Genomic DNA, 24,850 nt, shown 5'->3' with positions numbered 1-24,850 from the left:
TAAGTTGCAGCGTTTTTATGAAGGAATTAAAATGAAATTAACTGCAGAAATTAGCATGTATCCGTTTAATGAAAACTATCTTGATCCCATCCAGTGGTTCATCGGCAGAGTAGATAGTTATGACAATATTGAACGCGTCACTAATGCTATGGCCACCCAAGTGTGTGGCGAGTATACCGATGTTATGTTGATGCTGGCCACTGAAATGCAAGCAGCCCATCAAAAATGGGGCAAAGCCGTTTTCGTATGTAAGTTTATTGGTGGTGAGCTCAATTTAGCTCATAGCGAATAACCTGCAATGAACGATCTATTGTTAACATTGCAACAAGCCTTTAGCGAAGCGTCATTAATGACGTTCTGGGAAGCCATTGCCGTTATGTTGGCGCTGGCTTATCTCATTCTGGCGATGAAGACCAATATTTGGTGTTGGTCTGCGGCATTTATTAGTACTGCCATTTATACGGTGTTATTTTGGAATGTATCGCTGTTGATGGAATCAGTACTCAATATCTATTATATGGGCATGGCGGTATATGGTTACTGGTTGTGGTTACATGTGCCATCCTCGCAACATCAAGAGCAGCAAAGCGCTGATATTGATAACAGTAGCTTGCATAAAAATGGTTTGCATAAAAATGAACTGTATAATAGTGCTCAGCACAACATAGCAACCCATCAACTTAACATTACGAGTTGGTCGTGGATTACCCACGCTTTTGTTATTAGCGTAACGTCAGTCGTGTCTTTGCTGGTGGGATATTTAATGGCTAATTATACGTCGGCAGCATTTCCCTATATCGACGCAGCAACCACTTGTTTTGCTGTTGTGACTACCTATCTAGTGGCGAAAAAAGTATTGGAGAACTGGCTTTATTGGGTAGTTATTGATTTTGTGTCTATTTACTTGTATTTCCAAAAAGGATTAATGCTAACCTCTGGTCTGTTTGTTTTATATGTTGCGATGGCTATTGGTGGCTACATGATGTGGCGTAAAAAATATCGTCATAATATAGTACAACAAGACAACATTGCCCAAGAAGTGGTTGGTGTATAGCCAATCACAATACTATTTCAATAGAGTGAATATTTGATGCCACAACCGTTGTTATCTCTACCCACAGATGTACTCAATATTATCAAGCAAACAATGCCAGCGGTATTGTTTCAGCAGCTTGTTTTACAATGTAGTGCAGTGTCGATTTTTAACACTGGGATCAGCAATGTTAATATTAAGTTATCTTGTGATGATGGCGATAAGGTATTAAGAGTCAACCAACCCCACAGCAATTGGTGTGATAGGGCGCTTGAAGTTGAATGTTGGCAAGCTGCTATAGTGGCTAACATTGCCCCCGAATTGATTTGGGTTAGTGATAATAAACAAGTCTATTTAAGTGAGTTTATTGATCAACCAGGCATCGACTGGTCGATATTTTCGACAATGCACAGCCATGCCTCTATTGAGCAAGCTACAAAAAATTCTATTTCGGACCTTGATGTGGTTCGTTTATTAAGCGAAGTATTTCGTACACTCAGTACATTACCTGTACCTCATAAAAGTATGACAGTGAGCGCGCAGTGGCAACAATATGCGCAGCAATTAGATTCAGTCAACTCGACGCAAACCGATCCGCAATGGCATCATGCTTGGCAACAGTTGTTACGCTTAAATGGACTTGTTCGACATTGGTTATCTCAGTTAGAAGCCTGTGCGTTACTACCCGCTTTTTGTCATCGCGATTTAACCCCTGATAATTTATTGCTCAGTGGTCGTTCCTCGCATCCAAAGCTGCTATGTATTGATTTTGAATATGCAGTAGCTAGTCATCCATTATTCGATTTAGCCAGTGTGGTAGCCACCCATCAGTTATCAATAAGCCAAGTTAATCAATTAATTGAAAACGTTATTATGCAGTATTGCCAAACCTCAAACTTAACGGATGTTGCAGCTGCTAAAGCGGCATTACCCGCGGCGATTAATTGTTTTTGGTTATTTTCAGCGATGTGGGCATTGCTAATGGCAGCTAAAGAACCAAAAATATCAACACAGTATTTACATTACTTTACAAAATACTTCACATTAATCACTTGCTAATATACTGTGATAACGTACTAATACGATAGGTTTTGATAAAGGAATTATCTGTGTCTAAAAAATTAATTATCCTACTGTTAAGTAGCCTATTTTTTGTTGGTTGCTCAACTAAAGTAAGCTATTTTTTTCTGGATTGGGCAATAGAGTGGGAAGTTGAAGAGTACGTAGAGTTAACCTCAGAACAGCAAGATAAATTTGATGTTATTATTGAATCTTTTCTCGTTTGGCATCGCCAGCAAGAATTACCGCGTTACCGTGATCAACTCTCATTATTGTCGACATTAACTAATCAACAAACCATGACCCCAGAGTTATGGCTTGAACAAGTCTCAATGGCAAAGGCGCATTGGTATCGTATTTTCAACTTCGTTATGCCTGAATTGTTACCTATTATGGCAAGCCTGACCGATGAGCAAGTTGATCAGATTTTGCTGCAGCTTAAAAAAGAACAGCAAGAATTAATCGAAGAATATGCCGGCAAAGAGCAAGCTGAATTGATAACTGACTCAGACAAACGGATCGCAAAACAATTATCAGAGTGGACAGGCACTGTTACTGACGCGCAAAAAAATATTATTCATCAAGCCAATACAGAGCGTTTAGCCACGTTAGATATGTGGTTAGAATATCGTCATGAATGGTTGCGTCAATTTGAACAAGCATTAAAACGACGTCAGCAAACAGATTACTTTACCCAACAAATGACATTATTAATGATCTCGCCGGACGAGCTAAAATCTGAAATGTATCGAGATAATGTCACCGAAAATACTCGAAAATTTGGTTCTATGTTAATAACGTTGAATCAAACGTTTAGTCAAAAACAACGTAAGCATTTTGATAAAAAACTCACAGCGTTAGTGGATGATTTAACTGAGCTTCACTTAGATAAATAAATCAATCTTTTATAGTAAAAGTTTTCTCAACTGAAATATTTTTTATCCTTAGCAGGTCTTTTACAATAACAACAATATCAGTAGGGATGATTATGCAAATGCTTAGCGGGTTATATCAACAGTTTTTAAATGTGATTAAACATATGCAAGGTTTTGCTCCATTAGCGTTAAGAATTTACTTGGCACCGGTGCTAATGCAAGCCGGTTACAACAAACTATCACATTTTGAAGACACCGCGGCTTGGTTTGGTAATCCAGATTGGGGATTAGGCTTACCTATGCCTGAAGTCATGACAGCAATGGCAGCAGGTACAGAATTGTTTGGTGGTTTTTTACTGTTAATAGGCCTTGCTACCCGCATTGTTGCACTGCCTATGATGATGACCATGATTGTCGCTGCATTTGCTGTGCACTTACCTAATGGATGGTTAGCGATTGCCGATGCAAGTTCTTGGTTAGCTAATGAAAACGTGCTGGCTTCTGCAGAAAAGCTGTCTGCGGCCAAAGCTATTTTACAACAACATGGTAATTATGAATGGCTTACCAGTTCAGGTAATTTTGTTATTCTTAATAATGGTATTGAGTTTGCTATTACCTATCTAATCATGCTTTTTGCTCTGTTTACTTTAGGCGGAGGTCGTTACACCAGTGTTGATTACTTTATAGGGCGTTGGTTGTTAAAGTAACCTTGTTTACATCACCTGAACTAAGGATAACAAAGGATAACAAAGGATTGTTTGAGAGGCATTTGTTATTACGAATTTAGGTTACATAGAACAACCCTAAAAAATCCCACCTAATGCGTGGGATTTTTGCTAATATCGGCGGCATAATTTATTCAATAGGATTGTATCTTGGACGCCAAACAACTGTTATTGACTCGCCAATCGACTCCTCGCTTAGTGGCACCAGCCCCAAATGCAGAACAACTCACTTTTTTGCTTGATGCCGCAGCAAGAGTGCCAGACCACGGTGCATTAACGCCTTGGGAGTTTATTATTGCGGTAGATGATGGCTTAGCTAAGTTGGCAGATATTTTTGTTGATGCGGCTAAAAAAAGTGGCGCAGATGAAGCTTTTTTGACTAAAGTCGCCAACATGCCTTATCGTGCACCTATGGTGATTACGGTAGTCGCCAAAACACAAGCGCATGACAAAGTGCCAGCCATTGAGCAGCATATTGCAGCGGGTTGCGCCACAATGGCCATGCAACAAGCGGCATTTTCGATTGGTGTGGGTGCAGTATGGCGTACAGGCGATTTTGCTTTTAATGCAGATGTGAATAATGCATTAGGATTAGCCGCAGATGATCAAATTGTTGGCTTTTTATATGTCGGCACCCCAGCAGTGGTCGCACCCACTAAACCGCTTAAAAGTGGTCAGCAATTTGCGCGTTATTTGTAAGCATTGCAAGGTTGGGGTTATGACCAATGGCCATCTTCATTTTGATGAATGGCCTGCGGCCACCAACGTCGTGGCGCTTCGCCCACACCAGAGCAAAGGGGTAAAGCGCATTCTTGTTCATAAATCAGCCTTTGCAAACCCACTGCTCTCTAGACGAAAAATGATGAAAAACGCATAATTTTCGATAGGGAACGATCTAGCTTTAACTTCATTAGTAACCGACTTACAAATGTCAGATATATATCCAGTGCCAGCCATGTCTCCCACCTTTATGTAGTGTGTACTGTGTATAAAACCAGTTGTAATGGTTTTTGGTGTGTTTTTAAGTTGAATCGGCTAATAAGTAAACTAAAGTAGTACTAGTAATAAATCGATGAATTTGTAATGCATTGAAATTGATGTATTTTTATTTTTTGTCGAATATTGAGTCCACTTTTAACGCGCAAGCTCGCTTTTATTTGCCAATGGAGTTAAATAAAATGGCTTTACATTAATAAGATACTAAATGTAGGATGATATTAATCAATAACTTAAACGGCCGACTTTAAATCTCTTTTGCCGTTCAATAAGCTGTTGCATACAAACTGGAGAGTAATTTGAGTTTCTGGACCAAACCAAGATTTACAGGGCAAAGATCAAAAAAAGCATTTAAATGGTTATTCATTCTATTGCACTTTGTTGGAGGTTTCTTTGTTCTGTGGTTAGCATATTACTATCTGCAACTACTACTAGAAGGGCCGCTTAGTGATAACTTGTTGATCAAAACTTTATTAGAAACCTCTTATCTTGTAGCCGGTGTAGCATGGGGAAATATTGGTTGGGATAGGCTGAACGCAATAACACCTGAAACCAGCGCCTCAGATATAGTTAAAAATATTATTTTTACTACCGCGCCAATCAGCATTGTCGTTCCGGGCATTCTTTTGGTATCTGAGCTTGTTTTCAGAGTTTCTGAGGGTGGCTGGTCTTGGGCTTGGTATCACTTTTCTGTATCAACCATTTGGGGCATGGTCGTACTTACCTCCTTCATATTTGCGTATGGAAAGTATGTAACAAGTAAATCAAGTTCGCAGGCTGCGCCTGCTGGGACACGCTAACGCGCACCCCTTATTTAAGCGTTATAACCCTTTTCAATGAGGTGCTCGTGTCTAAAGGATTAGGTCAATGGAAAAATTCACTGAAGCCAGCTCAAATTGCAGCGGGTATGAATGCTGCTAATGATAATGCTCGGCGGTTAAGCGAGGATGCCGAAATATTATTTAACCTGAATCGGTTTCCTTCTGCCTTATCTTTGTCGATTTTATCAATCGAAGAGTCGGGTAAAGTAAGTATTCTACGTGAGCTAGCATTAGCTAAAAATGGTGATCAAGTTAAAGATGCGTGGAAAGCCTATCGTTCTCATACCAAAAAAATGTTATGTGGCTATTTCCGTCTTTAGTTTCAAGTGGGGCAAATAAGCTTGAAGAGTTTAAATCATTATATGATGAAAAGGCCGAACACCCTTTACTTTTAGATAACCTTAAACAAGTAGGCTTTTACACTGATTGTCTTGGAAAAGCTCATTGGTCAGTTCCTGACCAAATCATAGATAAAGAGAATACAGAAAATATTCTTAATATAGCCAAAATTATGTGTAAAGATAGTATTTATACTTCTAAGGAAATAGAGCTTTGGGTAAAACATATCAAACCTGTATGGAAAGGCCCTATGGCTGTCTCTTGATCAGATCTCATAAGCTCTCGCCATCAGCAATCATTTCTTTCGCGACTCGGTAGCCTACAACATGAGACTGTAATGTACTCCAACCTTCCCAAACCGCCGTCCAGCTTGCGATCCCTGTTCGTTTGGTATCGGTGAAACCACCCAGCTTTGCGATTGATTGATACGCCCACTTCAGACTCGGCGCTCCTTTATCTTTATGCCCTCTAGGCTTATTAAACCGCATTAGCACCTTCCATTCATCTTCTTCGAGCACCGTGTCACAGCGTTGAGCCTCCACTGCTTTGGCCTCCTCAAGCAGCCCTTTTTTACGTAAATAATAAGGGAGGGTGATGGCTTCTCTGAGTTGCAGTAAACGGACGCCGATAAACGCTAAGATTGAAACCGCTCTTTCTAAATTCTTAGGCTCTGTCATTCTTTGGCGCTCAGCTCCTGCACCCGTTTTCCATGCTTTATGAAAATCTTCAATTCGCCATCTTGCGGTGTAAATATCAATAATATGAAGTGCTTGAATTAACGTATCGATTGGCTCTGTTGTTAATAACATCCAGCGCAACGGCTCGGTCACGTTTTTTGATGTTTTTTCTTGAGCGTACACCACATTGACAGGCTGAGTTTCACCTTTTGCTTTGAAGGTAACCTGTGCCACTTTAATGGTTAGCTTGGCTTTTCTGGCTACGCGGTTTACAGGCTTCCCTTTACTATTTTTTGTCCCTTTCTGGGCGATATCGATAGTGTATTCACCCAGTTCTGCTTGTGACTCAAGGTGTTCAAATAACTTAGGTCCTGTCTCAACCAGTGCTCTTGAATGTTTCGCTCGAACAACGAAACGTTCATTATGCTTCTGCTTATCTTGAATATAACTCAATATATCTGCTTCTCTGTCACACACTGAAATGACCCGTGACATGATGTCTCCCAAGCGTTGACGGCAGAAATAGGACGCTTCTGACCACTTACCACTTTCTTTTTCGTCAGCATCTTCAGGGTTATTAGGACGAAGCCAGTATTCTTGATGAATAAGCCCGATAGTCTGAGTCGTGAAGCTGTCTAATAGCAGGGTTGAATGAACCCACCAACCACGTGATTTATCTGTCGTCGTCCCCAGTTTGCCAAGCTCTTGTGCTACTTGGTGTTTGTAACTCAACGCAGTGGTGTCATCAATGGCTAATATCTCAGCATAGGGCTGGGCAAGCTCTGCAGTATGTTGAAAACCAGAAGCTCTAATCACTTCTGGAGAAATGTTGTCATTACGGATCAATCGATAAGCCCCTTCAACTTTAGCTTCATTACCTCGACATGATAAAGCGATTGACTTACCGCTACAACGCGCCATGTCGGCAGCAACTTCGATGACACGGTCAGTGCGACGTGAGTCACCAAATGAACCGTTTTTAAAGTGATTGTATGACCATTGCTCTGCGTTGAAAATAGACATTATTAATCTGCAAATTGATTGAGTTACCAGATCTGATCATCGATTTGTCACAAAGTTCATTTTGCTTCAGATTTGTGTAGAAGAGTCAGGCCCTATGGAGTTAATGAAAGAGGCTCTAAATAACTGGTTTGAGGAAATGGTAAAAGAAAACCTTATTACTGAGGGAGAATATAGCTTTAAAGACTTTGTTGGGTAGCTAGCGAGTTATAACACATATTCACTCAGCGAACCGATAGCAAGAATGGCCAATAAAGAAGATAAATGTACAGGTCGATTCTGGGAGGGTAGATTCAAATCTCAAGCATTGCTGGATGAAGCAGCAGTATTAGCTTGCATGGCGTATGTTGATTTGAATCCAATTCGCGCCAAGATGGCTGCGACTCCTGAAACTTCAGATTACACCAGTATTCAGCGTCGCATAAATTCAGCGATAAAAGGCGAGCAACCAAGTGAGTTACCGCCTTTTGTCGGCAATGAACGATTAGATATGCCTAACGGCCTTATGTTCAGTGTTAAAGATTATATTGTGTTGGTAGAGGATACCGGACGCATAATTCGAGAGGACAAACGCGGTGCCATTAGTACCAGTAGTCGAGATATTCTTAATAGACTTAATATTCCTGAAGAAAACTGGTTAAAAATCACTACAGAATTTGGCGCATTATTCAAAGGTGCAGTGGGGGCATTACCTGCATTAACAGAATATTGTGAGCATCTGGAGCGAAAGCGGCGACAAGGCGCATCAAACTGCCAGCGCTGGTTGTGTGCTTAAGGTTTAATCTCAAAAACGAAAACAAACACTCAAATAATAACCTCCTTTCCAGCTTGACATCAATCAAGCGACTAGTGCTGTGTTGGATTTGCAGTATTGCTCACTATTTTCCATTTAGTGCTCAGTTTGTTGATAATTCTTATTCAATTTATACATATGAATCGTGCAGAATATTATCGCAATCAAAGCTAAAAGAAGTTATGTTAACTATCATAAAATTGGGTGGCATAGTTCCTAGTGATAGTTCCTATGGTACCGGGAGCGTCCATATATGGCATAGTTAGCAGACTCCATGTGAGATTAAACGATATATAAATCCAAATTTTAAGATTTCATCCTGATTTATGATTATTTTCATTGACCTAACTTCCACATTTTGATTATATAGAACTGTCTTTACGCGCTAGAAGCGTGATCTGCTTCATCTGGTGTATCACTAGAAGTGTTTGATTGTTAGTTTTTCTGAGCACGGCCACCACGAAAATCGGCAAGCCGATTTGTCGCGGCGTCCGTGCCCTTTAAGGTAAAGATATGCAATACAAACCCAGCAAATGCTGGGTTTTTCCAATCCTAAGTCTAAAAAATGAATGAATTATGCGACGTAAGAGAAAAATTTCTATATTGCCTAGATTTAAAAAAACTTAGGTTAAAAAACCTACCTAACTTTGTTTTTCTATGTGGTGGTTGTACTAAGCCAACTGCTAGAGGGAAAGGTGAAGATGATAAACCCGAAATCTATCAATCTATGAGAAAAGCGGCATTGGACGTATCTCATAAGTTTCCCTTGTTTAATGAAAAAATAGTTTTAGCTGAAAGCTATCAGGATTGGCTCTCACATGGAACTGTTAAGAACTTAATTGATTTTGAGTTAGCAATAGCAGATATGGCTGGTGCAATAGTTCTAATACTTGAAGCCCCTGGTGCTTATGCTGAGCTTGGCAGCTTTAGTGTATTAAAACAATTATCAGAAAAGTTGATATTAGTTGTAAATGAAAAAACAATATCAGAAGATTCTTATATTACATTAGGTCCGATTAAACATTTGGAAGATAATAGCCGAATAGTTTTAAGGTATAATTGGGATGTTCATTATATTGTTAAAGGTTATGACAAAGATCAAATTGGAACTTTACTACCTAACAAAATAGAAGTCATACATGAAAAAGCAGCGTTGATAGTTCAAGATATCTCAAATAAAAGTGAATCGATAGCCCTTCAGAACCCAACGTTAGATTACTCAAGAAATGGTCACCTTTGCTTTATTATTGGAGATTTGATTTACAGTTTTTTAGCTCTGAAATTACATGAAATTGTTGATTATCTACAAACATATTTTGAAATTAAAGATGCTACGACCCAGTTGGTAAAGAGTTGTATATATATATTGACAGTATTTGATTTTATTGAGAAAAAATCTAACGGCGATGTTTTTTATGTGGCAACAGCGAAAAACAAAGGGTTCATTAAATATTCGTATAGTGAAAAAATAAAAGATGAAACTGGCTTTTCTACCTTGTCAGAAATAAGAGTAAATCAGTTTGCTTATTATTCCGATAAAGAAAGATCTAGGTTTAACATCATAGATGAGAATTCAGTATGGAATTGATTTCAAAGGTAGCTGAACATCTTGGACTACCAATGCATGAGCTCATATCTAATATGAGAAGTGCTCCTTCCATGTATAAGGCGTTTTCAATTAAAAAGCGAAATGGGGGGGACCGTATAATACGCCAACCATCTCCTTTTGTTAAAAATATTCAGAGAGCAATTGTTGATATTGTATTTAGCGGTATTGATCGTTCAGAATTTTCAATGGCTTATGAAAAGGGGCGGTCGATAAAAGATAATGCTTTGATTCATACTGGAGCAGACTTCTTATTAAAAATGGACTTTAAAGACTTCTTTCCTTCAATCAAACCAAGTGATTTATTCAGAACACTTGGTGATTTGGGCTATGATTTTAATGATCTTGATAGAATGTTTTTATCTAGATATTTGTTTGTAGAAGTAGGCTCACTATTAGAGTTGTCAATTGGTGCTCCATCATCGCCAATGCTCTCAAATCTAGTTATGAAACACTTTGACATTGCAATTGGAGATTTTTGTCATAAAAACTCTATTCGTTACTCCAGATATGCAGATGACTTGACTTTTTCAGGCTGCTGTTACAAGGATCTAAAGAAAGTTGAAGCACATGTTGTTCACATTATTTCTTTAGATAATAAATCAAATCTATTAGTTAATGATAAAAAAACAAGACTTATAGGCAAGGGGAGGTCACAAAGAGTTACTGGAGTTATATTAACTCATGATGGTAATATTTCTGTTGGAAGAAACCTTAGGAAAAAAATAAGAGGACTTGTTCATTTATATTCAAATAAAAAATTGAATAATAGCGACATACCCTATCTTCACGGCATTATATCGCATATGAGAAACATCGAACCTGAATATTATGAAAAGTTGATTGTGTTGCATGGTGATGTCTTATTTAAACGCCTAGCTAAACAATCATATGCTATAGGTAAACATCTCAGATGCGCTCATCTGAAAACCGGTTTAGTAAAATAATTCCCCTTAACTACATTTGGTTCTTCGAAATATCTAAATATTTTTTCTAATCAATACAAAACTATCTAGAATTAATTACTCCAACGTTTTTTGTCCAAGAACCCGTAAGGAGTTATTAATGTTAAAATACCCTTCAGTGGAACATCTAGTTTTCAGGGGGCTATAATCATCCTCAACTTGCTTCTCGAGACATGCTGCTAATCAATAATTATTATAAATATGAGGTTCGAATATGAATGAAGCTTTAAAGAAGGACCTTACATGTATCTACCATGAAGTCGGTGCCATTGTGCAAGCATCACAACATCTGGAATTTTCCATTGGTTACTGTTTAACTATTTTAAAGGAGTTGGAATTAGGTCCTTTGTCGAATGATGAATTCGACACCTCAATGGCTAAATTTTCCAAGTTTGTTTTTGGGCGCCTTATTGGAGATTTAAAAAGAGTAATTAAGGTTGGCCAAGATTCAGAAGATGCACTAATGCTTACTCTTAAGGAAAGAAATTTTATCATACATAACTTCTTTTATGACGATCCAGAGTTATTTGCAACTCAACAGGGAAGAAAAGATTTATTAAAAAGAGTCAAGCTAGCTAGAGCTAATATTGATAGGGGCTTTCAAGTGATAGACTCATTAACAATTGAGTTAATGCGAATTAGTGGCCTGAGTATAGAAGATGTTATGGCCGATGTTGAATCGAGTATGAGGTATTAATACTCATAAGATATACTAGTTCCGACTACGAATAAAACTAAGCCATATATGGACGCTCCCGGTGAGTCAAGATAATACTCTGCTCACCGAAGGCTTTTTGGCCTTAGTTTTCTGTACAACATTCTCACTCTTATCGTTGCTTTTGATGCGCTCATTTACCGCTAGAAGCGGTTGTACTGCCATATATACGGGCTTAACAGCCAAGCTGCGCCCCTAATGAAATCCGTACCACTGCGCCGGTCAATTGAAACACCCATGCGGATTAGGTTTTTCCTATCCTTGGCCTATTCGGGCTAGCACTGGTTGGACTGAGCCATTTCTTCATCGTTCACAACAACCCTGGTGAGTATTTAATGTGCTATCTTGCGGCTCTTATCACCCAGTCGGACTCGGAGTCCTTGGCCAGACCGAGCTCTGCAAGATAGCGACAACAGTGTTAACAAGTACCATGGTTTGCTCCTTGATTAGCAGTATATTGCGGAGCATAAGGCACTTGTTTTTGTAATAAAACCCATATCAGTCTGGCGAGTCTATGAGCCGTGGCAACCACCGTACTGCAGATGCTTTTTCGGCTTCTTAACTGTGTTATCCAGAGGTTTAAATCATCTTGTTTTTTACTTGCATGGCTGACAACGGTTCTGGCTCCATGAATAAGCTGTTTGCGTAAATAGCAGTTTCCTCGTTTGGTAATACTGCCATTGACACTTCGATGGCCAGAGGCAAATTGCTTGGGGGTTAACCCCAGCCACACCCCCAGTTCTTTAGCAGTATTAAACGCCTGGCCTTTGCCAATTGATGCAACAAACGTTGACGCGATAATGGGCCCAACACCTGGAATGCTGAGTAATATTTTTCCATTAGGGTCACGTTCGACAAGCTTTTTTATCAAGGTATTAATTCTGTCTAAACGTGTATTAACACTTTGATATTCATCCCAGAAATCATTAGCCATCAGTTTAATAATGGGACGTTGTGACGCATCGTTAATGATGTCCCACATAGCCACTTCAAATGCTTTATAACCTTGGGCAAAGCAAATCCCAAAATCGACTAATACCCCCCTAATTTGATTAGTGCAGGCAGTTTTCTCTTTCACTAATCGTTCTCTGACTCGGTGTAACATCAATATTTCTTGCTGCTCTTCGGTTTTCACTGGCACGAAACGAATGTTTGGCCTAAAGCTGGCTTCAAAAATCGCCATTGTGTCATTGTTGTCATTTTTACTGCCTCGCACGAACGGGGTGACATGTTGGGCAGGAATGAGCTTAACGTTATGCCCCATAGCAAGAAATTTTCGTCCCCAGTAATGGGATGAATAACAAGCCTCAAAGACCACATTGCAATGGGGTTGTTGCAACATAAACTCAATCAGTTGAGTGCGATTTAACCGTTTATTGAAGACTTGCTTTGCATGGCTATCCATTCCTAAAACTTGGAAAACATTTTTTGCCAAATCAATCGCGATAGTGGTAACTTTCATGGTGGACGCTCCTTAAGTAACTGTATGGTTCAACATCAGTTTGGCGCATTGACGCCGTATTAGGGAGCGTCCATCTCATCACCCAATATAAAACAAAGCCACCCATAATAGTTGGCTAAATAATAGACAATAAACTACGCTTTATTTACCCTTCCTAAATGGTACTTAAAGATGGCCAGACCAAGACAAACAATCGTTAGTTTAGATGACACAGCTTATTACCACTGCTGTTCACGAGTGGTACGTAAGGCATTTTTATGTGGAATGGATAATTCAACGGGTGAGAACTTTGAGCATAGGCGTGAGTGGGTTGACTCACGTATTCTTGAGCTTGCCACCATCTTTGCCATAGATATCTGTGCTTACTCCGTGATGAGCAATCATTTGCATGTAGTTGTTAAAGTGGATGCAAATAAAGCAAAAAACTGGTCAGATAAAGACGTGCTTATGCAATGGCACAAAGGCTTTAAAGGCACATTACTGACACAGAAGTTTGTTAAAGGTGAAGACCTAAACGAATTTGAACTTAACATCGTGAATGATTGCATAATCCAGTACAGACAACGGTTAGTTGATATAAGTTGGTTTATGCGCTCCTTAAGTGAACCGATTGCGCGAATGGCCAACAAAGAAGATAAATGTACTGGCAGATTCTGGGAAGGGCGGTTTAAATCGCAAGCATTATTAGATGAAGCAGCCGTGTTAAGTTGCATGGCCTATGTCGATTTGAATCCAATTCGCGCCAAGATGGCGACAACTCCAGAAACCTCAGACTACACCAGTATTCAACGTCGAATTAACTCCGCCATAAAAGGTGAGCAACCCAAAGAATTATTGCCTTTTGTCGGCAATGAGCGGCTAGATATGCCAAATGGGCTGATGTTCAATGTAAAAGACTACATCGTACTGGTAGAAGATACGGGTCGTATTATTCGAGAGGACAAGCGTGGAGCGATAAGCTCAAGTAGCCAAGATATTCTTAATAGACTCAATATTCCAGCTGAAAACTGGCTGAAAATCACTACCGAGTTTGGCTCATTATTCAAAGGTGCAGTAGGGGCATTACCGGCATTAACAGAATATTGTGAACACTTAGAGCGAAAACGACGACAAGGCGCATCAAACTGCCAGCGTTGGTTATGCGCTTAAGAGTGAACGTATAAAACACAAACTACAATAATAACCTCATTTCCAGCTTGATTAATATCAAGCCACCAGTGATGCTTTTAATCTGCAGAGTTGCTCGCTTTTCCCCCAGCACGCTCAGTTTATTGATGATTTTCAGTCAATTTTTATATTTGAATCGTGGTTAGGGCTATCGCAATCAAAGTGAAAAGGCGTTATGTTAATTTATAATTAAAATGGGTGGCTTGGTTTATTGCTTGCTTGGTTTATTGCTTGCAACACGCGATGCACTAAGAAGGGGTAAGCCCTTTTTACCTCAAAAACTTACCAAACCCGCCTTATACTCCCTTTAAAAACAACAATACATCAGCATGTTAAATAATAATCTAAACACCACTAAATAATTGAATCAAAATAGGAACTCAGATATTGTTGGTGCATTAATCAAAATAAATTTTAAAACGAGTAATTCTACAGGCTCGTTATGTGTCTTTAGGAATAATATGAAATACCAGGGCAAGATCACGAAGCTTTACCTTGACTTAAGTTTGTGATCTTATACTTCTTTTTAGTAAGAAGTAAGTTAACCCATGTCGCAACTACAGCTATTCAAGTACTTTTCATACATTGATGACCCCCGTCAACAAGGTAAAGTTGTCCATAAACTCTTTGATATCCTATTCCTTACCCTCAGCGCAGTGATTGCTGGATGCCAAGGCTGGGAAGAAATTGAGGATTTTGGACACTACCGTCTCGATTGGTTACGCAAATTTGTCTCTTTTGAAAATGGTATTCCTAAACATGACACGATAGCGAGGGTTATCAGCACTATTGATATGAGTACGTTTCAATCCTGCTTCTCTAAATGGATGCAAGAGTGCCACCAGGTCACTGCTGGACAAGTGATTGCTATTGATGGAAAAAGATTAAAAGGTTCATTTAATCAGTCTGATAGAAAGGATGCCATTCATATGGTGAGCGCATTTGCTTGTGAAAATGGTGTGGTGCTTGGACAGCAGAAAACCGACTGTAAATCCAATGAGATAACCGCCATCCCAGTGCTGCTTGACTTGTTAGAAATAAAAGGTTGCCTAGTCACCATCGATGCCATGGGATGTCAGAAAGCGATAGCTCAGAAAATTTTGGATAAAGAAGCGAATTATCTGCTGGCACTTAAAGGCAATCAGCCTATGTTGTTTTCCCAGGTAGAGAAATTATTAGGACCAGAAATTAGCCGCCAGTGTCAGGATGGAACGCTATTTCAGGAAGCGGATTACCAACGGAATAGAGAAGAGTACCGGTGCTGTATTGTGACCAATGACATGAGTCAAATACCCGCTGCGGCAGATTGGCCAATGTTAATGACAGTTGGGGTGATCATTTCTTATCGAAAAGAAAAAGGCAAAGTATCCAAAGAGTTAAATTTTAGATACTACATCAGTTCAGCCACGCTAACGGCAGAAGAGTTGGCAGCAAGTGCCCGAGAACATTGGAGTATCGAAAATGGATTGCACTGGAAACTTGATGTTGGAATGAAAGAAGATGATTGTCGTATCCGACGTAATGGTGCACCGGAAATCATGGCAGGTGTTAGGCATGTTGCAGTGAATCGTCTTCAGTCAGAGACAAGCTTTAAGAAAGGAGTAAGAGCAAAACAAATGAAAGCCAATCGCAACACCGATTACCTTGAAAAGGTTATTTTTGGCAAGTGAATTTTCATGCTCTTACCCTGTATGAAATACTTGAGTCTGCTTCCAATATCATTAATTTTAGGTTGTACGAATATAACCTTATCCGATAGAGCTATTCCTTACGATGATGGTTCGTTCTATACAGTCGTAGGTGGAGAAACAAAAGAGAGAGCCCACTCCATGTTAATAGGTGTTATGAAGTCTAGGTGTGAAGTCGAAGGCGGGAAAACTTTTCAATTAATTTCTACGAAAAATAGTCAAACAGGAGAAGTTGAAAAGTTTGTTAAAAGTAAATCTAGTACGAAAATTGGCTCTTGGGAGTTTAGTGACGTTGATACGAAATATACACAAGGCTTTGACCTTGAAGCTAAATTTACATGTATCTAGTTTCGTTGAACGACACATAATCGGGTAGCCGGAGGTATCTAGCCTCCAGCCCCCACACCACCCTGCATGCGGCTCCGCACAAGAAATTTACAGGAAATTCGTGGGGATCCCTCAGGATCCCTCAGGGTCACCTCAGGGTCACCTCAGGGTCAGTGTAAACTTTAATTTATTACCGTACATTTCCTAATCTCACCGCTTATTTTAGACCTTTTGCACTAACAAACTTTTTTCCAACAATGATTCAGTCATGCTTTAAAATGCTTAAATTCAATTCTGAACTTGAGGTCGTTGAAGAAAATAGCGTTAGCATTTTCGAATAAGACTGAAGAATAATAAAATGAAGTTAAAAGCTGGATCAATTTCCGTCGCGACCTTTTCGCTGCTGTTGTTTGGTTAAATAGCGGAAATGTTGCTGGAACGGCAGGGGTGATCCAAGAGGGGGATTGCTGTTGATCCCCTTTTGGCCCGTGCAGGGTGGAACCTTGCGATCTAATTCTTATGTGACCGTAGGGCATACCTTAAACACACTTCTGTTCAACAATGAATAAAGAAACAATCAGGCTTTATTCACTGAACTTCAAAGCAAAGCGCTAAAAAAAATCTATTCGTAGAACTCGAGTGGGATCATGTTTTGGTAGACATAGTATCCTAATGGTCCCATTAACAAACTGAGCATAGACCACACTATACGTTGGGCATTTTTGATGTGTGCCTTCGAGGTAAAAGCTCGATAGCAAAAGTGAATATGTAAAATCAATAATGCGATAAGCATTAATACTAACGTAATATCCATATTATCCATGTCATGTTCCTTTGCGTTCCAGCAATGACTTCGTTAAGTGTAAACTTAAAATTAAATTCTGCAGTAAAAATAATATAAATCCATATTATCAAACGGCTATTCACTGCTAACATCTTTAATTTACGTTAAAAATAAACCAATTAATAGTCCGTAAACCATTAAATATTCATAATATTTTAATTTTTGCACAAAGGTATTACTTGCCCTGCATCATTTGTTGAATGTTTGAGCGAGATCCTATTTTTTTGTGGTAACCACAGCGGATATTTGTACATGGTTTGGTTAAATAACGGGCTGTTTATTAACGTGGTTAACCAAACGTTCACTTTAGGATAGGGTGTGCTGTTAAACCATATTGGTTCAACATTCGCAAATTGCCGAATAAATGGAAAAATAGCAAAATCAGCTAATGTTGGGCTATCTGTACACAAATATTTGTGTTGCTGTAACGTATTTTCCAATAACTGAATAAATTGCTCAGCGTGTTGCCGGTACCATAATTGATTGTGTTGTGGGTATCTATCGGCATATTTATATTTATCTAACCAAGGTTTAAAGTCATCATCGTTAGCATGAATGAGCGATATAGTCGCGGGCTTATCTAGCCAATACAGTAATAATCGATATTCGTCAGCAGTTAAATAATCGGTTTCAAGGACAGGATGTTGAGTTAATGCATAGCGCATAATATCAATGCTTTCACTGATCACTTGGTTGTCTGCGGTCACGAATACAGGCACTGTACCTTTTGCTGAAATGGCTAACATCTCTGTCGGTTTATGCTTAAGTTCTATTTCACGTACTAGCGGATTAAGTTGGCTTAAATGCAGTCCAATACGCGCGCGCATGGCATAGGGGCAGCGGCGAAAGGTATATAAAATGGCAGAATTCATTAGATATCAGCTAAAATTAAGTCTTACTAATAGAGTAACGCTTTCAAGCTGATACTTACAAAGTAAAATGCTAACAATAATGTAAAAGAGTGCATCAGATTGTTTTAGTGTTTTTTTGAGTGTGATTTAGGTATACTTTCGGCCGTTTTTTTAATCTGCACACGGTGTGCAGACCTTACTATATGCACTGGAAATTAAGTTCCAGCCAGCGGAGTCATTACTGTTATGCAAGATGCGAATCAAGTTCTTATCCAAGATGCTCAGCAAGAGTTAAGACAACATACTTCTCAAGTTGCGGTTTGCGCATTATACAAATTCGTTGCTTTACCTGATTTTGAAGCGGTTCGACAGCCATTGCTGACTGTTATGGAACAAAATGATATCAAAGGGACCTTGCTACTAGCCCAAGAAGGGATTAATGGTACTGTTGCAGGCACCCAAGCTGCGATTGAAATACTATTAGCTTGGTTAGCGACACAACCAGGTTTAGACCATATCGTTACTAAATTATCTTTTGATAATGAAATGCCATTTTACCGCACCAAAGTAAAGCTTAAAAAAGAAATTGTGACTATGGGTGTTGAAGGCATAGATCCGCGTAAAGTTGTTGGTACTTATGTAAAACCGAAAGACTGGAATGCATTGATTTCAGATCCTGATGTTATATTAGTCGATACCCGTAATGATTATGAAGTGAAGATTGGTACTTTTAAAAATGCTGTTAACCCAGTCACCGAAACTTTCCGTGAATTCCCTGAGTACGTTAAACAAAACCTCGATCCTGCTAAGCACAAGAAAGTAGCGATGTTTTGTACTGGCGGTATTCGTTGTGAAAAATCAACCGCTTATTTAAAAGAGCAGGGCTTTGATGAGGTGTATCACCTTGAAGGTGGTATTTTAAAATATCTTGAAGAAGTTGAGCAAGAGCAAAGCTTATGGGAAGGTGAGTGTTTTGTGTTTGACAACCGAGTTGCGGTTAATCACAACTTAGAGAAAGGCCAATACGATCAGTGTAATGCATGTCGTATGCCCATCACCGAAGCTGAAAAGCTAACTGAGGCATATGTTCAAGGGGTGAGTTGTCCTCATTGTATCGACAAAGTGCCTGCCGAGCAGCGTCAACGATTTATTGAGCGTGAGCGCCAAGTTCAATTAGCCAAACAGCGCGGTGAAGCCCATATAGGCAGTGATGTAAAACAAGTTATTGATGCTCGTCGCCAGCAAAAAGAAGCTCAGCGTAAAGCACAGGAAAAAATTAACGGTAAAAGTTAATCAACTGAGTTCACTCGTTAGATGCTAGAGCCCATCAACACATGATGGGTTTTTTCGTTTTTAGCGAGACGAAAGGAGATTCAAATAGTAAGCCACTGTGCTGTTATGTGTCATGGTCAAGTATTTCTGTTACTTTTAAGCTCAGTCACCGCAATGTTTATCTCACTCTAAAGCTTGAATTCTATTAAGCTCAGACAAACTCTAATGAATTGTTCATACCTAGCATAAGCTGGCGGTTACATTGCCGAGTTCCATTAATATCAATATCAAGGTCATAGTTTATTAATAAATAGATATTGTTAGTGGGATTAAACGTTGGGTGTATCGATATCGTGGTGTGGAATATTAATTTATTGATAGCTAACCTAAATCGTTAATAGGGTGTGACTCGGTAGAGCCTTAGTATGGACGACATGGAGTAGACATATTTATTTCTCAACGTTTCCCGTTAGATAAAATACGATAAATAGTTTAGCTAACACGATTATTATGTTATTTTGAGCGCTTTTTTTAATTGAATGACTAAAGGTAGGCCAATGTTTGTTGGATTCGATTATGGCAGTGCTAACTGTGCGATAGGGGTAATGATTGATAATGCTGTGGCGTTATTGCCATTATCTGCAAACTCAGATTTTATGCCGTCAACGTTATATGCAATGGATCGCGATCTGATTGCCGAAGCTGTGTATTGGGGCTTACCTGAAAATTTAAAAGCGGAATATTCTCATTTGCGCAGTTCGCAATTAATGCGAGCAAAGCAAATGCGCCATGAGCTTGATTTGTCTGCAGATGAACAAGCCGTATTTGTAGGACAAGCTGCTGTTGATGCCTATTTAGACATGCCTGAGGAAGGTTTTTATGTCCGTTCGCCAAAATCATTTTTAGGTGCCAATGGCCTGCGTGTCGAACAAATAGCCTTATTTGAAGACATTGTTACTTTGATGATGCAGCATGTTAAAACCCTCGCTGACAAAGCATTAAACGCTAAGTCGCTGACGTCTGCTAGTCATGCAGTTATAGGTCGACCGGTTAATTTTCAAGGTATTGGCGGTGAAGACAGTAACCTACAAGCAGAAGCTATTCTTCGCCTTGCTGCAATTCGTTCCGGCTTCACAGATGTGAGATTTTTATTTGAACCCTTAGCGGCGGGTATGGATTTTGAGTCTGATCTTAATGATGACAATACTGTATTAGTCGTCGATGTAGGCGGCGGCACAACAGATTGTTCTGTAGTAAGAATGGGACCTTCGTATATAAAGCAACAAGATCGCAGCTCAGATTGCTTTGGTCACTCTGGTCAGCGTATCGGTGGCAATGATTTAGATATCGCGCTTGCTATGGCCGGATTGATGCCGAGCTTTGGTGCAGATACGCTAATGATTAATGGTAAACCTATGCCAAGAACCCCTTTTTGGTATGCGGTTGCGGTAAACGACATCAGTGCCCAACGTGAATTTGTCAGTTTGCAATCGCGTAAGTTAGTTGAGCAATTGATTAAAGAAGCACAGCAGCCAGAGTTATTAGTTCGATTACAAAAAGTACAAAAAAATCAAATGAGTTATCAAGTCGTACGCCAAGCTGAAGCGGCTAAAATTAGTTTGTCGGATAATGAGACTATTCAATGTTCATTAGATTTTATTGAGCAAGATCTGTTTGTCTCTTTAACGGCTGCGCAATTTGAGCAAGCCATTAATGATCCCCTCGCTAAAGTTGAAGCTTTAATGAAACAAGCGATGCAAACGGCGACGACTAAAGCTGAGCAGCAAGATTGCGATATGCCAACCACTCCTGATATTGTATATGTCACTGGTGGCACCGCTAGAAGCCCAGCGATATACGATAGAATTGCTAGTGTATATCCCAATGCCAAAGTAGTGGTAGGCGATCATTTTGGTTCGGTAACAGCAGGTTTAACCCGTTGTGCGCAAAGTGCATTTAATTAGAATCGATAAATGTTAATGAACATATTTTGTATACCTTGAGTTCGAGTCATCGCCTCGGTGACAATGATAACCACTTTCATCGTCAGCACAGCGTTTGGCGGTTGTGATGCTGATAGCGGCAAACATAGTTTCGGCTTAGCTATCCATCTATAAAAGCAATATTATTATGGCTTTTATAGATCCATATAATTAAAGGCATACCATTGATAGTATGCCTTGAGTGACTTAATCTAAATGCTGTAACTAGCCCATTTTGACGATAATAAACTTCTAATATTACAAGGTTTACCGATGAAAAAAATACTAATAGCCTTATGTGTAACGGCACTTCTTACGGCTTGTTCTGATAACGAAGTCGGTGATGTTTCACTTGGCATGTTTACCACGCAAGATATAAAATTAAATATTTTAAAGGATGACATTGTCTCTGGTGTCACTTGCCACATTGCTTCAATAGAAGAGAATCTGAGTTTTTCAGATCCAAGTGATAGCTCTATTTCTTGCAGACAAACAGGTGAAATTACCGCGGCTATGATTGCACAAATTGATAAAAGCAAATCAGGTGACGTAGTATTTAAAAAATCAAAAAGCATCTTTTTTAAGACAATGAAAATCAGAAGAATTTTTGATGCTGAAAATCAAACGCTAATGTATATATCCTATTCGACCAAAGAAACATCAGGAAGCTTTAAGCATAGTCTATCTACAGTTCCGCTTTGGGGAACTAAAGCTTATATTGAGCCAACAAAAGCGCTATAACGGCTAAGGTTATCCTTGTACTTGGATTAATGGCTTGTCGTGCCGTTATACTTATATTGGCGCATAGTAAACTTATTAGTCAGTCGACATGATTGTGCCATGAGTAAAATAGTCCTTATTCCGCATTAAATACGTTTCAATGAGATATAAAAAATGCCTGTTAGGATCACTAACAGGCATTTTTATTCATAGTGTTAATACTGGGGAATTAACACTCGACAATATTCACTGCAAGACCACCTTTAGCAGTCTCTTTGTATTTACTGCGCATGTCTCTACCGGTTTCCATCATCGTTTTAATGACTTTATCCAGTGACACTTTATGATTACCGTCGCCGCGTAATGCCATGCGCGACGCATTAATTGCTTTTACAGCGCCCATAGCATTTCGTTCAATACACGGAACTTGCACTAAGCCGCCAACCGGGTCGCAGGTTAAGCCTAAGTTATGTTCCATGCCAATTTCAGCGGCATTTTCAACCTGTTCTACAGTTCCGCCCATAATTTCAGTTAACGCACCAGCAGCCATAGAACAGGCTACGCCTACTTCACCTTGACAACCGACTTCAGCGCCAGAAATCGAGGCATTTTTCTTGTACAAAATACCAATGGCAGCAGCGGTTAACAAATAGCGGCTGCACACATCGATATCGACTTCTTGCACAAACATATCGTAGTAACACAATACAGCCGGAATAATCCCTGCTGCACCGTTTGTTGGCGCTGTAACGACGCGATCGCCTGCAGCATTTTGTTCATTAACCGATAAAGCAAATAAATCAACCCAGTCCATCGCGGTCAACGGGTCAGTGTTATTTCGTCCTTCCGCTTTTAAGCGTCGGTAGAGCGCAGGGGCACGTCGGCGTAATTTTAAACCGCCTGGCAATATGCCTTCCTTTTGATAACCGCGTTCAACGCAGTTTTTCATGGTTTGCCAAATTTTCCACAAACCTTGTTTGATCTCATCTTCACTGGCAATGCTCAGTTCATTGGCCATCATTAATGATGAAATGCTTAAGCCGTTGTCGCAGCACAATTGCAGTAATTGCAATGCACTGTTGAAGTCATAAGGTGCTTGTTCAATGGGGGTTGCAGGAGAGGCATTGCGTTGAGTGATTTCATCTTCATCAAGAATAAAGCCACCACCAACCGAATAATAGGTACGCTGGTATATGCATTCGCCTTTAGATAATGCATATAAGGTCATGGCATTAGCATGTGCCGGTAATGTTTTACGTCTGTGGTAGGTAACGCCGTTTTCGCGAGTAAACTTTACCTGACGCCCATCTGCTAAGGTGAGTTTTTGGCTGACAGATACCGTTTCTAAAATGGCATCAATGCCATCTGTATTGACCGTTTCTGGGTCTTCACCCATTAGCCCTAAAATGACCGCTTTACCGGTACCATGGCCTTTGCCTGTTTGACCTAAAGATCCAAATAATTCTGTTTGTAACTCATCGGTATCCGCTAATAAATTATTATCAGCGACATGCTGTATAAAAATTTTACCCGCCTTCATTGGGCCCACTGTATGTGAGCTAGAAGGGCCGATACCAATTTTGAACATGTCAAATACGCTAATCATGTTGTTTAACCCTTGCTGAGTCGTTTATTGTTTTCGTTATAAGTGAGTATAATCGTCAAAAGTAATGTTGGCGGTTTATCTCCTATTCTTGGTAGAGTATCCCACACATTAATCAATGACTGTTCATTAGTTTTTTTGATGCATTATTCTCACATTAGCCAGCCTTATACTTGATGCATAATGTGACTTGATTAACCTGACGTGATTGTCAGCTTTATAGATAAGGGAAAGATTTGAGCTATTTAATGATGGATCTTGCAGGTTTAACTGTATCTGCAACAGAAACTGCGCAATTACAGCATCCACATGTAGGTGGCATTATATTGTTTAGTCGTAACTGCGAAAATAAAAATCAATTAATTGAATTGGTTAAAAGTGTTCGCAGTATTCGGCCTGAATTATTAATTGCGGTCGATCATGAAGGTGGCCGAGTTCAACGTTTTCGTGAAGGTTTTAGTTTAATACCTGCTATGGGTGATATTTTACCTGTTGCTAAAGGCGATTTAACATTAGCTAAACAATGGGCGAAAGAGTGTGGGTTTTTAATGGCTGTTGAGCTGTTAGCCTGTGATATTGATTTAAGTTTTGCACCTGTCTTAGACGTAAATGGTATAAGTGAAGTGATTGGTAAGCGCAGTTTTAGTGCTGATCCTGATGAAGTCAGTGCATTAGCACAACAGTTCATCATTGGCATGAATGAGGCTGGTATGGCTGCAGTAGGTAAACATTTCCCGGGCCATGGCAGTGTTGCTGCCGATTCACATATTGCCATGCCAGTTGATCCAAGGACTAAAGAGCAAGTAGAAGCTTTTGATATGCAGCCATTTAAGCACTTGATAGGTTCTCAGCAGCTACAAGGTGTGATGCCAGCACATGTGGTTTATTCAAATATTGACCCTAATCCTGCAGGCTTTTCATCTTACTGGTTACAAACCGTTTTACGCCAACAATTAGGTTTTGATGGGGTGATTTTTTCTGATGATTTAGGCATGAAGGGGGCGAGTTTTGCTGGCGATTATCTTGGTCGTGCTAAAGCGGCATTAGATGCTGGTTGTGACATGATTTTAGTGTGTAATGATCCTGTTGGAGTGAATTCCTTATTAACAGAGTTTGATTGGCCAGCCGCAGAACCTACACATACAGCCTTAGGGTTAAAAGGCAATGCTGCGCAAACGTTACAAGCACTAGAGCAGCAAACCCGTTGGCAGGCTGCGCAACAATTAGCGATGGACATTACTCGCATTGCACAATCATTGTAAATTGTTTAAATAACCACAGTCCGAGTTAAGGGATGTATTAATTTTCCC

The 24,850-nt window shown here is 39.6% G+C and carries 23 protein-coding genes and 2 pseudogenes; 20 read left to right on the top strand and 5 right to left on the bottom strand.

Annotated elements, in window-relative coordinates:
• Nucleotides 1-31: 31 nt before the first annotated feature.
• The 9 genes and pseudogenes from EGC82_RS13655 (at nucleotide 32) to EGC82_RS21860 (ending at nucleotide 6,113) form a co-directional block, all read left to right on the top strand.
• Nucleotides 32-292, top strand: coding sequence for a hypothetical protein (locus tag EGC82_RS13655; RefSeq protein WP_124731251.1), 261 nt, complete (start codon nucleotides 32-34; stop codon nucleotides 290-292).
• A 6-nt stretch (nucleotides 293-298) separates the two neighbouring features.
• Complete coding sequence (gene pnuC / locus EGC82_RS13650; protein ID WP_124731250.1) at nucleotides 299-1,054, top strand: nicotinamide riboside transporter PnuC; 756 nt, start codon at nucleotides 299-301, stop codon at nucleotides 1,052-1,054.
• A 36-nt stretch (nucleotides 1,055-1,090) separates the two neighbouring features.
• Nucleotides 1,091-2,092 (top strand): phosphotransferase, encoded by a 1,002-nt coding sequence (locus EGC82_RS13645; RefSeq protein ID WP_124731249.1) that lies wholly within the window; start codon nucleotides 1,091-1,093, stop codon nucleotides 2,090-2,092.
• 50 nt (nucleotides 2,093-2,142) lie between these two features.
• The gene (locus EGC82_RS13640) at nucleotides 2,143-2,988 is read left to right on the top strand and encodes a DUF6279 family lipoprotein (RefSeq protein ID WP_124731248.1); all 846 of its coding nucleotides are present in this window, start codon (nucleotides 2,143-2,145) and stop codon (nucleotides 2,986-2,988) included.
• Nucleotides 2,989-3,080: 92 nt separating this feature from the next.
• On the top strand, nucleotides 3,081-3,674 hold the full coding sequence (locus EGC82_RS13635) for an HvfX family Cu-binding RiPP maturation protein (protein ID WP_124731247.1): 594 nt from the start codon (nucleotides 3,081-3,083) through the stop codon (nucleotides 3,672-3,674).
• Nucleotides 3,675-3,842: 168 nt separating this feature from the next.
• Nucleotides 3,843-4,391, top strand: a complete 549-nt coding sequence (locus EGC82_RS13630; protein ID WP_124731246.1) for an NAD(P)H nitroreductase — start codon at nucleotides 3,843-3,845, stop codon at nucleotides 4,389-4,391.
• A 19-nt stretch (nucleotides 4,392-4,410) separates the two neighbouring features.
• Nucleotides 4,411-4,569: a hypothetical protein gene (locus EGC82_RS21275; protein ID WP_164839138.1), complete on the top strand. Its 159-nt coding sequence runs from the start codon at nucleotides 4,411-4,413 to the stop codon at nucleotides 4,567-4,569.
• A gap of 418 nt (nucleotides 4,570-4,987) precedes the next feature.
• Nucleotides 4,988-5,488, top strand: a complete 501-nt coding sequence (locus tag EGC82_RS13625) for a hypothetical protein (protein ID WP_124731245.1) — start codon at nucleotides 4,988-4,990, stop codon at nucleotides 5,486-5,488.
• 107 nt (nucleotides 5,489-5,595) lie between these two features.
• Nucleotides 5,596-6,113, top strand: a pseudogene (locus EGC82_RS21860) (AbiV family abortive infection protein).
• Between the two features lie 7 nt (nucleotides 6,114-6,120).
• Here the strand turns inward: EGC82_RS21860 and EGC82_RS13615 are convergent.
• Nucleotides 6,121-7,548 (bottom strand): IS4 family transposase, encoded by a 1,428-nt coding sequence (locus EGC82_RS13615; RefSeq protein ID WP_124729089.1) that lies wholly within the window; start codon nucleotides 7,546-7,548, stop codon nucleotides 6,121-6,123.
• Between the two features lie 217 nt (nucleotides 7,549-7,765).
• On the opposite strand from EGC82_RS13615, the pseudogene EGC82_RS13605 reads away from it, so the two are divergent.
• The 4 genes and pseudogenes from EGC82_RS13605 to EGC82_RS13590 all read left to right on the top strand — a co-directional run.
• Nucleotides 7,766-8,320 (top strand): annotated as a pseudogene (locus tag EGC82_RS13605) (transposase); the annotation flags it as partial.
• Between the two features lie 583 nt (nucleotides 8,321-8,903).
• A complete protein-coding gene (locus tag EGC82_RS13600) occupies nucleotides 8,904-9,926 on the top strand; it encodes a retron St85 family effector protein (RefSeq protein WP_124731244.1) in 1,023 nt (340 codons plus the stop codon).
• Nucleotides 9,917-10,891, top strand: coding sequence for a retron St85 family RNA-directed DNA polymerase (locus EGC82_RS13595; RefSeq protein WP_124731243.1), 975 nt, complete (start codon nucleotides 9,917-9,919; stop codon nucleotides 10,889-10,891). The genes EGC82_RS13600 and EGC82_RS13595 overlap by 10 nt, the downstream gene beginning before the upstream one ends.
• 232 nt (nucleotides 10,892-11,123) lie before the next feature.
• Nucleotides 11,124-11,606 (top strand): hypothetical protein, encoded by a 483-nt coding sequence (locus tag EGC82_RS13590; RefSeq protein ID WP_124731242.1) that lies wholly within the window; start codon nucleotides 11,124-11,126, stop codon nucleotides 11,604-11,606.
• A 436-nt stretch (nucleotides 11,607-12,042) separates the two neighbouring features.
• Here EGC82_RS13590 and EGC82_RS13585 read toward each other — a convergent pair whose 3' ends face one another.
• On the bottom strand, nucleotides 12,043-13,086 hold the full coding sequence (locus tag EGC82_RS13585; protein WP_124731241.1) for an IS110 family RNA-guided transposase: 1,044 nt from the start codon (nucleotides 13,084-13,086) through the stop codon (nucleotides 12,043-12,045).
• A 171-nt stretch (nucleotides 13,087-13,257) separates the two neighbouring features.
• Here EGC82_RS13585 and EGC82_RS13580 point away from each other — a divergent pair, with 171 nt between their 5' ends.
• The 3 genes from EGC82_RS13580 (at nucleotide 13,258) to EGC82_RS13570 (ending at nucleotide 16,289) form a co-directional block, all read left to right on the top strand.
• Nucleotides 13,258-14,235 (top strand): transposase, encoded by a 978-nt coding sequence (locus tag EGC82_RS13580; RefSeq protein WP_124731240.1) that lies wholly within the window; start codon nucleotides 13,258-13,260, stop codon nucleotides 14,233-14,235.
• 566 nt (nucleotides 14,236-14,801) lie between these two features.
• Complete coding sequence (locus EGC82_RS13575) at nucleotides 14,802-15,923, top strand: ISAs1 family transposase (protein ID WP_124731239.1); 1,122 nt, start codon at nucleotides 14,802-14,804, stop codon at nucleotides 15,921-15,923.
• 30 nt (nucleotides 15,924-15,953) lie between these two features.
• Complete coding sequence (locus EGC82_RS13570) at nucleotides 15,954-16,289, top strand: hypothetical protein (protein WP_124731238.1); 336 nt, start codon at nucleotides 15,954-15,956, stop codon at nucleotides 16,287-16,289.
• A gap of 601 nt (nucleotides 16,290-16,890) precedes the next feature.
• Here EGC82_RS13570 and EGC82_RS13565 read toward each other — a convergent pair.
• Together EGC82_RS13565 and EGC82_RS13560 are read right to left on the bottom strand one after the other, a co-directional pair.
• Nucleotides 16,891-17,091 (bottom strand): hypothetical protein, encoded by a 201-nt coding sequence (locus tag EGC82_RS13565; protein ID WP_124731237.1) that lies wholly within the window; start codon nucleotides 17,089-17,091, stop codon nucleotides 16,891-16,893.
• Nucleotides 17,092-17,267: 176 nt separating this feature from the next.
• On the bottom strand, nucleotides 17,268-17,984 hold the full coding sequence (locus tag EGC82_RS13560) for a glutathione S-transferase (protein WP_124731236.1): 717 nt from the start codon (nucleotides 17,982-17,984) through the stop codon (nucleotides 17,268-17,270).
• Nucleotides 17,985-18,209: 225 nt separating this feature from the next.
• Here EGC82_RS13560 and trhO point away from each other — a divergent pair, with 225 nt between their 5' ends.
• From trhO to EGC82_RS13545, 3 genes are all read left to right on the top strand, one after another.
• The gene (trhO, locus tag EGC82_RS13555; protein WP_164839137.1) at nucleotides 18,210-19,256 is read left to right on the top strand and encodes an oxygen-dependent tRNA uridine(34) hydroxylase TrhO; all 1,047 of its coding nucleotides are present in this window, start codon (nucleotides 18,210-18,212) and stop codon (nucleotides 19,254-19,256) included.
• Between the two features lie 536 nt (nucleotides 19,257-19,792).
• Nucleotides 19,793-21,199: a molecular chaperone gene (gene yegD, locus EGC82_RS13550; protein ID WP_124731235.1), complete on the top strand. Its 1,407-nt coding sequence runs from the start codon at nucleotides 19,793-19,795 to the stop codon at nucleotides 21,197-21,199.
• 291 nt (nucleotides 21,200-21,490) lie between these two features.
• Nucleotides 21,491-21,958, top strand: a complete 468-nt coding sequence (locus EGC82_RS13545) for a CreA family protein (RefSeq protein WP_124731234.1) — start codon at nucleotides 21,491-21,493, stop codon at nucleotides 21,956-21,958.
• 208 nt (nucleotides 21,959-22,166) lie between these two features.
• Here the strand turns inward: EGC82_RS13545 and EGC82_RS13540 are convergent, their stop codons facing one another.
• On the bottom strand, nucleotides 22,167-23,543 hold the full coding sequence (locus EGC82_RS13540; RefSeq protein WP_124731233.1) for an L-serine ammonia-lyase: 1,377 nt from the start codon (nucleotides 23,541-23,543) through the stop codon (nucleotides 22,167-22,169).
• A gap of 233 nt (nucleotides 23,544-23,776) precedes the next feature.
• Between EGC82_RS13540 and nagZ the strand changes: the two genes are divergently transcribed.
• A complete protein-coding gene (gene nagZ / locus EGC82_RS13535) occupies nucleotides 23,777-24,802 on the top strand; it encodes a beta-N-acetylhexosaminidase (protein WP_124731232.1) in 1,026 nt (341 codons plus the stop codon).
• The last annotated feature ends 48 nt before the right edge of the window (nucleotides 24,803-24,850 follow it).

The sequence above is a fragment of the Shewanella livingstonensis genome (assembly GCF_003855395.1).
Taxonomy (GTDB): Bacteria; Pseudomonadota; Gammaproteobacteria; order Enterobacterales; family Shewanellaceae; genus Shewanella; species Shewanella livingstonensis.
Note: the sequence above shows the minus strand (reverse complement) of the source record. Positions and strands in the feature narration are given on the sequence as shown.

Bases quoted from the DNA above. Each gene is read 5' to 3' on its own strand.
- EGC82_RS13655 (WP_124731251.1), top strand. From the start codon at position 32: ATGAAATTAACTGCAGAAATTAGCATGTATCCGTTTAATGAAAACTAT.
- pnuC (WP_124731250.1), top strand. From the start codon at position 299: ATGAACGATCTATTGTTAACATTGCAACAAGCCTTTAGCGAAGCGTCA.
- EGC82_RS13645 (WP_124731249.1), top strand. From the start codon at position 1,091: ATGCCACAACCGTTGTTATCTCTACCCACAGATGTACTCAATATTATC.
- EGC82_RS13635 (WP_124731247.1), top strand. From the start codon at position 3,081: ATGCAAATGCTTAGCGGGTTATATCAACAGTTTTTAAATGTGATTAAA.
- EGC82_RS21275 (WP_164839138.1), top strand. From the start codon at position 4,411: ATGACCAATGGCCATCTTCATTTTGATGAATGGCCTGCGGCCACCAAC.
- EGC82_RS13615 (WP_124729089.1), bottom strand. From the start codon at position 7,548: ATGTCTATTTTCAACGCAGAGCAATGGTCATACAATCACTTTAAAAAC.
- EGC82_RS13600 (WP_124731244.1), top strand. From the start codon at position 8,904: ATGAATGAATTATGCGACGTAAGAGAAAAATTTCTATATTGCCTAGAT.
- EGC82_RS13595 (WP_124731243.1), top strand. From the start codon at position 9,917: ATGGAATTGATTTCAAAGGTAGCTGAACATCTTGGACTACCAATGCAT.
- EGC82_RS13590 (WP_124731242.1), top strand. From the start codon at position 11,124: ATGAATGAAGCTTTAAAGAAGGACCTTACATGTATCTACCATGAAGTC.
- EGC82_RS13585 (WP_124731241.1), bottom strand. From the start codon at position 13,086: ATGAAAGTTACCACTATCGCGATTGATTTGGCAAAAAATGTTTTCCAA.
- EGC82_RS13580 (WP_124731240.1), top strand. From the start codon at position 13,258: ATGGCCAGACCAAGACAAACAATCGTTAGTTTAGATGACACAGCTTAT.
- EGC82_RS13575 (WP_124731239.1), top strand. From the start codon at position 14,802: ATGTCGCAACTACAGCTATTCAAGTACTTTTCATACATTGATGACCCC.
- EGC82_RS13565 (WP_124731237.1), bottom strand. From the start codon at position 17,091: ATGGATAATATGGATATTACGTTAGTATTAATGCTTATCGCATTATTG.
- EGC82_RS13560 (WP_124731236.1), bottom strand. From the start codon at position 17,984: ATGAATTCTGCCATTTTATATACCTTTCGCCGCTGCCCCTATGCCATG.
- trhO (WP_164839137.1), top strand. From the start codon at position 18,210: ATGCAAGATGCGAATCAAGTTCTTATCCAAGATGCTCAGCAAGAGTTA.
- yegD (WP_124731235.1), top strand. From the start codon at position 19,793: ATGTTTGTTGGATTCGATTATGGCAGTGCTAACTGTGCGATAGGGGTA.
- EGC82_RS13545 (WP_124731234.1), top strand. From the start codon at position 21,491: ATGAAAAAAATACTAATAGCCTTATGTGTAACGGCACTTCTTACGGCT.
- EGC82_RS13540 (WP_124731233.1), bottom strand. From the start codon at position 23,543: ATGATTAGCGTATTTGACATGTTCAAAATTGGTATCGGCCCTTCTAGC.